Origin of the sequence: Gemella bergeri ATCC 700627 (genome assembly GCF_000469465.1) — a bacterium.
Classification (GTDB): domain Bacteria; phylum Bacillota; class Bacilli; order Staphylococcales; family Gemellaceae; genus Gemella; species Gemella bergeri.
The window spans coordinates 1-11,326 of record NZ_KI271872.1 but is presented as its reverse complement, the minus strand read 5'-3'; the positions used below and the strand labels follow the sequence as shown (position 1 = coordinate 11,326).

General features: G+C 31.8%; 11 protein-coding genes. 10 read left to right on the top strand and 1 reads right to left on the bottom strand.

The window, feature by feature from the left end:
* Positions 1–5: 5 nt before the first annotated feature.
* The 9 genes from HMPREF1983_RS06615 to HMPREF1983_RS06580 all read left to right on the top strand — a co-directional run bounded on the left by HMPREF1983_RS06615 (position 6) and on the right by HMPREF1983_RS06580 (position 7,689).
* A complete protein-coding gene (locus HMPREF1983_RS06615; RefSeq protein ID WP_040461256.1) occupies positions 6–659 on the top strand; it encodes an adenylate kinase in 654 nt (217 codons plus the stop codon).
* A gap of 15 nt (positions 660–674) precedes the next feature.
* Positions 675–890: a translation initiation factor IF-1 gene (gene infA, locus HMPREF1983_RS06610; RefSeq protein WP_003144387.1), complete on the top strand. Its 216-nt coding sequence runs from the start codon at positions 675–677 to the stop codon at positions 888–890.
* A 26-nt stretch (positions 891–916) separates the two neighbouring features.
* Positions 917–1,030 carry a 50S ribosomal protein L36 gene (rpmJ, locus tag HMPREF1983_RS06605; RefSeq protein WP_021753534.1) on the top strand — a complete coding sequence of 38 codons (114 nt, stop codon included), beginning with the start codon at positions 917–919 and terminating at the stop codon, positions 1,028–1,030.
* Positions 1,031–1,052: 22 nt separating this feature from the next.
* A complete protein-coding gene (rpsM, locus tag HMPREF1983_RS06600) occupies positions 1,053–1,418 on the top strand; it encodes a 30S ribosomal protein S13 (RefSeq protein ID WP_006364579.1) in 366 nt (121 codons plus the stop codon).
* 25 nt (positions 1,419–1,443) lie between these two features.
* On the top strand, positions 1,444–1,833 hold the full coding sequence (rpsK, locus tag HMPREF1983_RS06595; protein ID WP_006364578.1) for a 30S ribosomal protein S11: 390 nt from the start codon (positions 1,444–1,446) through the stop codon (positions 1,831–1,833).
* Positions 1,834–1,868: 35 nt separating this feature from the next.
* Positions 1,869–2,810 carry a DNA-directed RNA polymerase subunit alpha gene (locus tag HMPREF1983_RS06590; protein ID WP_021753533.1) on the top strand — a complete coding sequence of 314 codons (942 nt, stop codon included), beginning with the start codon at positions 1,869–1,871 and terminating at the stop codon, positions 2,808–2,810.
* A gap of 22 nt (positions 2,811–2,832) precedes the next feature.
* On the top strand, positions 2,833–3,201 hold the full coding sequence (rplQ, locus tag HMPREF1983_RS06585) for a 50S ribosomal protein L17 (RefSeq protein ID WP_021753532.1): 369 nt from the start codon (positions 2,833–2,835) through the stop codon (positions 3,199–3,201).
* 911 nt (positions 3,202–4,112) lie between these two features.
* The gene (locus tag HMPREF1983_RS07740) at positions 4,113–4,253 is read left to right on the top strand and encodes a YSIRK-type signal peptide-containing protein (RefSeq protein WP_021753531.1); all 141 of its coding nucleotides are present in this window, start codon (positions 4,113–4,115) and stop codon (positions 4,251–4,253) included.
* Positions 4,240–7,689, top strand: a complete 3,450-nt coding sequence (locus HMPREF1983_RS06580; protein WP_021753530.1) for a Spy0128 family protein — start codon at positions 4,240–4,242, stop codon at positions 7,687–7,689. Before HMPREF1983_RS07740 ends, HMPREF1983_RS06580 begins: the two co-directional genes overlap by 14 nt.
* Positions 7,690–8,291: 602 nt before the next feature.
* Here HMPREF1983_RS06580 and HMPREF1983_RS06575 read toward each other — a convergent pair.
* Positions 8,292–9,797 (bottom strand): C69 family dipeptidase, encoded by a 1,506-nt coding sequence (locus HMPREF1983_RS06575; protein WP_021753529.1) that lies wholly within the window; start codon positions 9,795–9,797, stop codon positions 8,292–8,294.
* 600 nt (positions 9,798–10,397) lie between these two features.
* Between HMPREF1983_RS06575 and HMPREF1983_RS06570 the strand changes: the two genes are divergently transcribed.
* Positions 10,398–10,994: a recombinase family protein gene (locus tag HMPREF1983_RS06570; protein ID WP_021753528.1), complete on the top strand. Its 597-nt coding sequence runs from the start codon at positions 10,398–10,400 to the stop codon at positions 10,992–10,994.
* The last annotated feature ends 332 nt before the right edge of the window (positions 10,995–11,326 follow it).

The following is an 11,326-nucleotide window of genomic DNA, read 5'->3' as shown; positions in this document are numbered from 1 at the left end:
TTATGATGAATATTATTCTAATGGGATTGCCAGGGGCAGGAAAGGGAACTCAGGCAGATCAAATCAAAGTGAATTATCCAATTCCGCATATTTCAACAGGAGATATGTTTAGAGCTGCGATTAAAAATGAGACACCGCTTGGAAAAGAAGCAAAAAGTTATATTGATAAAGGACAACTTGTTCCTGACAGCGTAACTATAGGATTAGTTGAAGAAAGATTGAATCAAGAAGATGCAAAAGAAGGCTTTTTACTTGACGGTTTTCCAAGAACAGTAGAACAAGCTGAAGCCCTTGATCAAATTTTAGCAAAAACTAATAGAAAAATTGATAAAGTATTAAACATTGATGTGGATCCGGCTATCTTATTACCAAGATTAACAGGTAGAAGAATCTGTAAGCAATGTGGCACTACATATCACTTAATCTTCAATCCGACAAAAGTTGAAGGTGTTTGTGATAAAGATGGTGGAGAGTTATACCAACGTAGCGATGACAACGAAGAAACAGTTGCAAATCGTTTAGAAGTAAATATTAAACAAACTAAACCATTATTAGACTTTTATAGTCAAAAAGAAGATGTAGTTGAAAATATTAACGGTGATCAAGACATCAAGGTAGTGTTCAAAGACGTGCAAAATATATTAGACAAACTGAAATAGTCAGGGAGGAAAAATATGGCAAAAGATGTCATTGAAGTAGAAGGTTTAGTAGTAGAAAACTTGCCAAATGCAATGTTTAAAGTAGAATTAGAAAATGGTCATATTATTTTAGCTCATGTTTCTGGAAAAATCAGAATGAATTATATAAGAATTTTACCAGGGGATAAAGTTACAGTAGAAATGAGTCCGTATGACCTGACAAAAGGTAGAATAACTTATAGATTCAAGTAAGTTATAAACTCAAGGAGGAAATAACGATGAAAGTAAGACCATCAGTAAAAAAAATATGTGACAAATGTAAAATAATTCGTCGTGGTGGTAAAGTATTAGTGATTTGCGAAAATGCAAAACATAAACAAAAACAAGGATAATTAATTAGGAGGTGCAAACTTAATGGCACGTATCGCAGGAGTCGATATACCTCGTGAAAAACGAGTTGTAATATCATTAACTTATGTATATGGTATAGGTTTAAAAACTTCTCAAAAAATCTTAAAAGAAGCTGGTGTTTCTGAAGATGTGAGAGTTAAAGACTTAACAGGTGAACAACTAGATAAAATTCGTGAAGCTGTAGATAACTATAAAACAGAAGGTGATCTACGTCGTGAAGTTTCATTAAACATTAAACGTCTAATGGAAATCGGATGCTACAGAGGAATCCGTCATCGTCGTGGACTACCGGTAAGAGGACAAAATACTAAGAACAACTCTCGTACTCGTAAAGGTCCTAAGAAAACAGTTGCGAACAAGAAAAAATAATTAGGATAGGAGGAGAAAATAAACTATGGCTCGTAAACAACAATCACGTAAACGTCGTGTGAAAAAAAATATACAAAACGGTATAGCACACATTCGTTCTACATTCAATAACTCAATAGTAACAATTACAGATGAACATGGTAATGCAGTATCATGGTCAAGTGCAGGAGCATTAGGATTTAAAGGTTCAAGAAAATCTACTCCATTCGCAGCACAAATGGCAAGTGAAGCAGCAGCTAAACAAGCTATGGAACATGGAATGAAATATGTAGATGTAACAGTTAAAGGACCAGGTGCAGGACGTGAAGCAGCTATTCGTGCATTACAATCTGCCGGATTAGAAGTTACATCAATTAAAGACGTAACTCCAGTCCCACACAATGGATGTCGCCCACCTAAACGTCGTCGTGTATAGTAATAACGTAGACTAAACTTAGGAGGTTTAACATAATGTTAGCAATAGAAAAACCAAAAATTCATATCATCGAAGAATCAGATGACAAACGATTTGGTCGCTTTGTAGTAGAACCGTTGGAACGCGGATATGGAACTACATTAGGTAATTCATTGAGAAGAATGTTAATCTCATCGTTACCGGGAGCAGCGGCTAGAAGTATTGATATAGAAGGAGTTCAACACGAATTTCAAGCTATAAAAGGTGTAGTAGAAGATGTAACTGAAATAATTATGAATGTTAAAAACATTGCGTTCAAAATTCATTCAGAAGAAGATAAAGAAGTATCTATTAATATAAAAGGTCCGGCAGTAGTCACAGCTGAAGATATTGCTATTGATTCTGATATTGAAGTAATCAACAAAGATCAGCATATTGCTACGGTAGCAGAAGGTGGACAATTTGAAATGATTATTTCAGTAGGAAAAGGTCGTGGTTTCGTTCCGGCTGACGGAAATAAAAAACGTGACTTGGCTATCGGAGTAATTCCAATCGATTCTATTTACACACCGGTATCTAAAGTAAACTATACAGTTGAAAAAACACGTGTAGGACAAAGTACAGACTTTGATAAACTTATTTTAGATGTAACAACAAATGGTACAATCACAGCTAACGACGCTTTGGCACTAGCATCGAAAATTCTTATTTCTCATTTAGAGTTATTTATGGAAATGTCAGAAGAAGCAAAAGCTGCTGATATATTGGTAGCCAAAGAAGAAGATAATAAAGTTCAAATGTTGGAAATGTCAATCGAAGAACTTGATTTATCAGTACGTAGTTATAACTGTCTAAAACGTGCAGGTATAAATACAGTTCAAGAATTAGCTAGCAAAACAGAGCAAGAAATGATTAAAGTAAGAAACTTAGGGCGTAAATCACTAGATGAAGTTAGAATTAAACTGGCGGATTTAGAATTAGGCTTTAGAGAAGAATAAACTAAAATAAGGAGGCATACTAATGGGTTACAGAAAATTAGGACGTACATCAGCTCACCGAAAAGCGATGTTAAGAAACTTAGTAACTGCTCTACTAGTACATGGTAGAATTGAAACAACTGTTACAAGAGCGAAAGAAGTTCGTTCATTAACAGAAAAAATGATTACATTAGGTAAAAAAGGTGATTTGGCAGCAAGACGTAATGCGGCTAAGTTCATTCAACCTGTTGCAGTAGCAACTGAAGAAGGTAAGAGTCAATTAGCTCTTAAAAAATTATTTGAAGAAGTAGCACCTAAATATCAAGACCGTAAAGGTGGATATACTCGTATTTTACGTGTTGGACCACGTAAAGGTGATGGTGCAGAAACAGCTATTATAGAATTAGTTTAATAAAAATTTTTTCATACAACAATAACATACTACATACACACAACAAAACAACACATACAACAATTAAACTAGTTTTAGAAGGCAAAAGAGTGCTTGAAATGCGTAGGAAAAGGCTACGACGTCTAGCTCTAATGTATCCCGGTATAACTCCGGGGTACACCTTTTGTCCCTTTAAATAAAAATCTAATTATACTTTAAAAGATTACCAAGGGCAAGGTAGTCTTTTTTTATCTTACTGTTGCACTTTATTTTACAACTTATCACTTTAATTAATTTTTTTGTATATACTTATTCTTAGATAACTAGGATATTTTTTATATTATCTAGTATTTATGTATATACAGCTAATTTAGCATTTCTATTTTATTTTGTAATTTTCGTTACAACAATATAACAGAGGAAGTATACAGATCTATTAATATTTTTTTTTAATAAAATGTCTTTCTTTACTTAAGTCTAGTAAAAAGATGAAATAGGTACGAAAGAAGGGAATTAGAGAATAAAAAGAAAAAACTAAAGGAACTAAATTTTTGTTTTCTATACAGAAAAATAATAAAAAATATTCAAAATTCATAAAAATTGTTTGGTACAGGGTGAAATCTGTTTTAGGATAAATTAATAAAATAACATTTTTTTATGAGTTAAAACTAAAATAAATATTAAAAAATTTTTATATTATTTATGTTTATCATACTGTAATAGGTAATGTATATATTGATTTTCTTATGAACATAGAGGATAAAACCTATGTTAAGAAATTTTAAAAATAAAAAATTAATTATTTTAATTTTTATTTGCCCGCTATATATATCTGTGGTACAATTAGTTATCATTATAGTAAGATAGTATACCGAAATGCTACTTCATATAATTAAAAATTTGATTTAAAGTTTTAAGGAGAACAAACAACTATGATAAGAAAAGAACGACAACGATTTTCTTTAAGAAAATATAATGTTGGTGTCGCATCTGTATTTTTAGGTTTAGGTCTTAGTTTTGCCTTAGCTGGTTCTGGAGAGGCGCAAGCTGCTGATACTAGTGCGAAAGCTTGAAATTCCAGCTACAAGTGAAGTAGCAAAGGCGGAAGAAAAAACTGAAACTACCGTAAAAGTAGGGGAAGCAAAAAAAGCAGAAGAAACAGTGAAATCTGAAGTTGAAACACCAAAAAAACGTACAAGACGAGATACAACAGATGATTATGCTAGTAATCCTATTTCTGTTGAAACTACATTGAAAGATGGAGAAAAAGCAACTCCCGAAATGAGTGATCCAAATGGAGCTTCTGTAAAATCACAAGAGATTCCTGATAGTAGTCATAAAAAAGTAGAAGATACAACTAAATATACTTTTGAAGTGATTAATCTTGCTCGTTTTAATACAAATTACAATGTAAATTATTATATTCGAGCATATAAAAACTATGACAATTCTAAAAATGCGACTGTCGAGTTAGTTGATAAAACAACGAATAAAGTTATTGAAACTATTAATATAGCTCAGGGTGGGGCTAAGCAATCATTTACCAAAACTGCGGAAGCTTCAAATAAAGATATGACATTAACTATTAGCAGTGTTGAAGGAACTAGTGCAACTAAAGAAAAATTACCTTTCTTACATGTTGAATGGGATATCAATCCTACAATTCTTTCTTATGCAGAAATGTCAGGAAATACACAAGATGAAATAGAGAAAAAAGCTAAATATACTAAGGTAATGAATACCCGCTCAATGAATGATATTTTCAACGCAGTAGAACCTACATATAATGGACGTGAAATTACACACTCAGATGTTATTATTCCTAGTGTTTTAGGGAGAACAACTTATTATAGGGTAGTTGATAAGGCTAACCAAACTTATAAGTCGGATAAAACTGACACTTCTGTTCAGGATTATGTTCCAAATGGAAAAGAGACTAATTTAGCAAGTTATACCTTAAAAGCAATGGAAGGGCAAAATTTTACTGCTTCAGGTGTAAGACAGTTTGAGGGCTATCGCCTATATCAATCAGCAACTACAGATTCACTAAGTGGTTATGTATCGCGTCCATATGTTATAGGTACCAAATTCTTGGATGCTAATGCAAATGGAATTAAACGTATAAAAGAAGTGGTTAAAGAAGATGGGACAGTGGTTATTCGAGTTTATGTATTAGATCCACGTCAACAAGAAAAACGTTCAGATGGTACATTAGAAACTGATGGTTATATTTTGATGGCTGAAACAGGTGAGATACCTCCGGGCGGGAAAAATACTATAAGTCTTCCGGATAAGGAAGTCCAAACAATAGCTTTTACAGATAAAAATGGTGTAGCACATCCGAATGGGATTACTGTTAAAGGTCACACAAGCAAGGGAGAATTGGGAGGACCAGATAACTATTTTATACCATTCCTAGGAGATAAAATTGGACATAATTCACAAAATGATCAATTGGTAAATGGGGTACAAAACAACGGAGCTATAGGTACAAATGTTTTCTTAAGAAATTCGTTGACGCCTTATAAGCCAACGGTGTATTACTATGTTAAAAATAAACCGGTTGAAGTAGAACTAGAAGTTACGAAAAAACTAGAAGGTCGTAATATTGTTGATGGAGAATTTAGCTTTAATCTAAAAGAAAATACTAGTATGCAAGGCGGAGTAAATCAAACAAAAACTAATACTGGAGAAAAAGTAAAATTTGATAAAATCACTTATGATAAAGAAGGTACTTATACTTATAAAATTACCGAAGTAGCAGGTGAAGACACAGAAGTTGACTACGATGCAATGGAAATCACAGCAACAGTAACCGTTTCCAAAGATGCTAAAGGTAATCTGAAGGCAAAAGTAACTTATAAAGGTGCAGGGGGATTCGCTGTAAACGTAGATGATAAAGAATTTAACAACTACGTAGTAGCACCAGTAAATGTGAATCTTGACTTCACTAAAAAACTAAAAGGTCGTGAGCTTATAGCGAATGAATTCTCATTTGTAATGAAAGATCAGGATGGTACAGTTATTGCCAACGGTAAAAACGATGCAGCAGGTAAAATTAACTTTACTTTCGTTAAAGGAAAAGCTCTTACTTACAAAAACGCAGATGCAGGAAAAACTTATACTTATACTGTAGAAGAAGAGGCTAAATCTGACACAACTGTTACTTACGACAATATGAAAGCAATAATAACAGTCCTTGTCAATAAAGTAAACCATACTCTTAGCACAAAAGTAACTTACACTAACGAGAACGGTAAAGATGCAGATGGCAACCCAACAGTAGGAAAAGAAGACAAAGAGTTCAACAACGTGGTAACACCACCACCAACTCCAGAGTTTAGCCCTGAAAAATATGTTGTAGATCGTGAGAAATTTGACATTACTGGTGAAAAACTTCTAGATGATGATAAAGAATTGACTGACAAATATGTAGACACAAACAAAGATCCATATGCAGACAAAACTGACAATAACGAAGCAGAAAACTTAAATACCAAAACTTTAAAACGTGGTCAAAAAATTGTTTATCAAGTATGGTTAGATACAAATAAATTCGATGCTGGCAATAAACAAAACATCACATCAGTAGGGATATCAGATAAATATGATGCGGATAAATTAACAGTAAACGCCGCAGATATCAAAGCATACGACAGCAAAACAGGAGAAGATGTAACAGCTAAGTTTGATATTACAGTAACAAACGGTGTCATCAAAGCGGTATTAAAAGCAGAATTCACATCTAAATCATTAGGTGATGCAGCAAATACAAAAGTAATAGATACAACAAAATTTAAATTTGGACGTTACTACAAATTTGATATTCAGGCGATTGTGAAAGAAACAGTAGAAGCTGGAGCAGATATCGAAAATACAGCAGGACAAATCGTACACCAATACGATCTGTCGAGTAAAACAGATAAACAAACAGACAAACCAACTCAAAAACGTGTAAACAATATTCCGGTAGTAGTAGAGTTTGACTTTACTAAGAAACTTGAAGGACGTGAGCTTAAAGCAGGAGAATTTAGCTTTGTACTAAAAGATGAAAAAGGTAACGTAATTGAAACTGTACAAAATGATGCACAAGGTAATATTAAGTTCTCAGCTCTTGAGTACAAACATGGAGAAGAAGGAATATATACTTATACAGTAGAAGAAGTTCATGGAACAAAAGCAGGTATAGAATATGATAGAATGGTAGCGACGGTGACTGTAACGGTTACTAAAGATGGTAAAGTGTTGACAGCAACTTCTAAATTACCAGAAGATACTGAATTTAATAACAAAGTAACCCCGCCGATCCCGGTACCGCCAATACCGACCCCACCAACCCCGCCGACCCCATCAACACCACCAACCACGCCAACATCATCGACACCATCGATACCAGTATTACCAAAAACTGGTCTTGATACAACGGGTAGTGTGGCAGCAGGTTTCGGAGCGTTGTTAGCAAGTATTGTATTAGCAGTGAGAAAACGTAAAGAAAAAAATAAAATTTAAAGACAAAGTTTAATATTGAAACAAAGTTGTATAATAAGTACAGGGTATAGATAAAAACCGGGTTTACAAAATTTAGGACTAAGGAGTATACTAGATTGTTTTGTACAAGTAACGTTTTTACTCCGGTAATTTTAATATTATTATCATTAACCCCTAGTAATATTTTTAAATCTGTATTATAATTATTTATGACGTAAGTATCCTTTCTTTAGTTTTGGACGATTAAATTATAACGGATATTTACGTTTTTTTCTATACTTTTTGTAAATTTGTTATAAAAAAATCGGACTTGTTTTTTTATCAGTCCGATTTTTTGTTGAGCCGTTAAATTTAAGTTTTAAATTAGGTATGGCATAAACTATATATAAAGTAGGGTAGATATAATAGATGTATAATAAAACTTGCAATACACGAGGATAAAGCAATTATAGTGTAGAGCATATAAATAAGAATTTAATTTTCAAGAAGAGTGATAAGAAAATTTTAATTCTTAGTTGTTAATAATATTTTTTTCATGATATTTAACGGCTTGTTAACATCAATAAGCCGTTCTCCTTTCAAGAGCCATGTGATTTTAACACCACATGGCTCTTTTGATATATTTACGCATCAGATCTTGAGAATTTATTTTTCATTTCACAACTTGCTACATATAGTACATCATTTAACAGAATATCTGTTTCAATTTTAAGAGCATGTGTGATTTCATCGTTGGCTTTTTCTAAGAAATCTTTTGCATCATTGTTTGAAATTTTTTCCGTAATAAATTTTTCATCATATTTATTTATTAATGCTGTCGATTGAGATTGAACTTTTAGTTGATAACGTTCGACAGGTGATGCGGTGTCTGCAAAATGAGCATCGGAAAGTGCCGCTATTAGACGATTTGTCCAGTAAAAGTTGTTTGTTGTAACTTCGTTAGTTGTGTTTGCCAAATATTCCGGTGTGCGATTTATATTTGTGTAAAACGGTACGATTGCATTAAAGACACAAGAACCGACTGCTAACCATTGAATACATTTTAGTTCATCAGGCATATACGGTCTAATTTGGACTAAGCCTAGGAAGTTCGTACGGTTAATTCCGATTGGGCGAAGACTTCCTTTTTTCACCGAATGAATATCTTTTGAGTAAGAATCATATTCTGTTCCTTGATAATGATGTGATAGTGCATATTTTATATCTTCAACCGTAATTTTTTTCTCAGGAACTCTCGCCCAAGGAATGTTATCAGAATCCGGACGGTAATCAGCATCTATTCCGTCATATGTATTTGACGTTGGATTGAAATAACGTTGAAGTATCCAAGCACGAGGAGTATTGTAGGTATGATCGGCGTCGCTTCTGCTACCGAAAGCATGTCGAGGATTAAATTCTCCATCTATAGATAAATCAAGATGATATTTTTCTACAAAATTTTTAAGGTCAACTGAACACATAAATTCTTTTTTAGCACCGTAAGCATCTTTCCAGTTGAATTTATCAATACCAAGTTGGTTTGGCATAATAACATAGCTGTCATCCGGAACACGACGTGCCATCCAGTGATGACCGCCGATAGTTTCTAACCACCAAATTTCATTTTCATCTTGGAAGGCGATGCCGTTCATTTCGTAAGTACCATATTTTTCTAATAAATCCCCTAAAAATGTTACACCCTCACGTGCACTTGTGATATATGGCATAACGATGGTGTAAATATCTTCTTCACCAATACCGCCAAATTGTTCCGGTTTATAGTTCGCATCACCTGGACTACCGATAGCCGGTTTATATTCTACAAGTGGATCGGCACCTAAAACACGTTCATTAGAAGTAATAGTTTCGGTAGCGCTCATAGATACGTTATATTCATTTGCACCACATTGACCCCAAATACCATTATCTGAAATTGCGTTAGGTACAGCAGTGTAACGAACAGGATTGTTAGGTAAATCTATTTCTACTTTTGAAATTACAGATTTATATTTACGTGGTTGTTCTTCAGGAGCAACATTTATAAATTTTTTAGCTCTAAAAACCCCTGATGGTGAGTCTTCCGTACGTGCGACCATTGTAGAACCATCAAAACTAGCATTTTTTCCGACAAGAATAGTTGTACATCCCATAGTATATCTCCTTTTTGTTTAAAATTTTATATAATTGAATAATAATTTTTTTAATTAAGAATAGTGACTTTAAAAAGTTTAATTTGCTTATCCTTATAATATTTTAAAAATTATAACGTTCATAATATTTCGCCTCGGTGAAATATTTTCTATTTTTATTGTATTACTTTCGGATTTATTATTCAAGGGATAAGGTGTTGTTGTAATAAAAAAATTTATTATTTAAAGAATATGAAACTGAAAATTTTGCTAGTTATGGATAGCTTTTAGTTACTATTACTATCTCATATCGTATTTAATTTTATTTCAGCAGTATCGGTTATTATAATTATCAATACTTTCTTATAAATCTTTATAGTAATAAATAATTTTATGAATAATGGATTTTATTTCAATTTAATTTCTTTATTAATTTTTTGTTTAAATCTTAGTTGAAGTTTTAAATATCGGTTTATTATATGGCTTTTGTGTTGAATAAAAATATAAAAGTTACAAATAAATACTAGATAATATATTACATTATATAATTAAAGAAAATATTATATTAAGTACATATTTTAATTGTAAAATATATACTTATACTATTATAGGAGGATAATAATGAAATATGGATATGTTAGAGTATCAACTAAGGATCAAAATATCGAAAGGCAGCTGGTTGCAATGGAAAAGGAGAATATAAAAGAAAATAATATATTTATTGATAAAGTTTCGGGGAAAGATTTTAATAGAAAAAGTTATAAACGTCTTATTAGAAAATTAAAAAAAGGTGATGAGTTATTTGTGAAATCAATAGATAGGCTGGGAAGAAATTATGAAGAAATAATAAACGAATGGAATTATTTGGTAAAAAAGAAAGAAGTAGATATTATAGTATTGGATTTTCCACTTTTAGATACGAGGGCTAAGATAAATAATATAACCGGAAAATTTCTGTCAGATATAGTGTTGCAGATATTATCGTATGTAGCACAAATAGAAAGAGAAAATACTCATAAAAGACAAATGGAAGGAATAAGAGAGGCTAAAAAGAAGGTGAAAAAATTTGGGAGACCGAAAATTACAAAACCAAAAAATTATATGGATGTTTATAATCTGCATAATGAGGGGAAAATATCGCTAAGAGAAGGGGCCAAAATATTAAAAGTAAGTCATTCAACATTATCTAAATGGATAAAGAATACAGAAACAATTTAATAAAGGTGAATAATAGAATAAGATTTAATATGTTGTTCAATTAGTTAAATCTCTAATTTTTTATTACTCATATTTTAAGATATTTATTGAATTTGCATAAAAATATAAATTTAAAAGACATTTGTTTTTTAAATTATAGTGTTTTGAATTTAGAATGGAGTAAAATTTTAAAAGATGATTATATCTTGTATTAATGAAGATATAAAATATTGTGTAAATAAAAGAATAACAATATATTATAAGTATATTTGTATAATAGATTGTTGTATAGTGGTAATGTTTTTACAAAAATATTAATTTATATATTTATTCTTGATAAGTTGTAAAATAAA

Bases quoted from the DNA above. Each gene is read 5' to 3' on its own strand.
- infA (WP_003144387.1), top strand. From the start codon at position 675: ATGGCAAAAGATGTCATTGAAGTAGAAGGTTTAGTAGTAGAAAACTTG.
- rpmJ (WP_021753534.1), top strand. From the start codon at position 917: ATGAAAGTAAGACCATCAGTAAAAAAAATATGTGACAAATGTAAAATA.
- HMPREF1983_RS07740 (WP_021753531.1), top strand. From the start codon at position 4,113: ATGATAAGAAAAGAACGACAACGATTTTCTTTAAGAAAATATAATGTT.
- rpsK (WP_006364578.1), top strand. From the start codon at position 1,444: ATGGCTCGTAAACAACAATCACGTAAACGTCGTGTGAAAAAAAATATA.
- HMPREF1983_RS06570 (WP_021753528.1), top strand. From the start codon at position 10,398: ATGAAATATGGATATGTTAGAGTATCAACTAAGGATCAAAATATCGAA.
- HMPREF1983_RS06590 (WP_021753533.1), top strand. From the start codon at position 1,869: ATGTTAGCAATAGAAAAACCAAAAATTCATATCATCGAAGAATCAGAT.
- rplQ (WP_021753532.1), top strand. From the start codon at position 2,833: ATGGGTTACAGAAAATTAGGACGTACATCAGCTCACCGAAAAGCGATG.
- HMPREF1983_RS06575 (WP_021753529.1), bottom strand. From the start codon at position 9,797: ATGGGATGTACAACTATTCTTGTCGGAAAAAATGCTAGTTTTGATGGT.
- rpsM (WP_006364579.1), top strand. From the start codon at position 1,053: ATGGCACGTATCGCAGGAGTCGATATACCTCGTGAAAAACGAGTTGTA.
- HMPREF1983_RS06615 (WP_040461256.1), top strand. From the start codon at position 6: ATGAATATTATTCTAATGGGATTGCCAGGGGCAGGAAAGGGAACTCAG.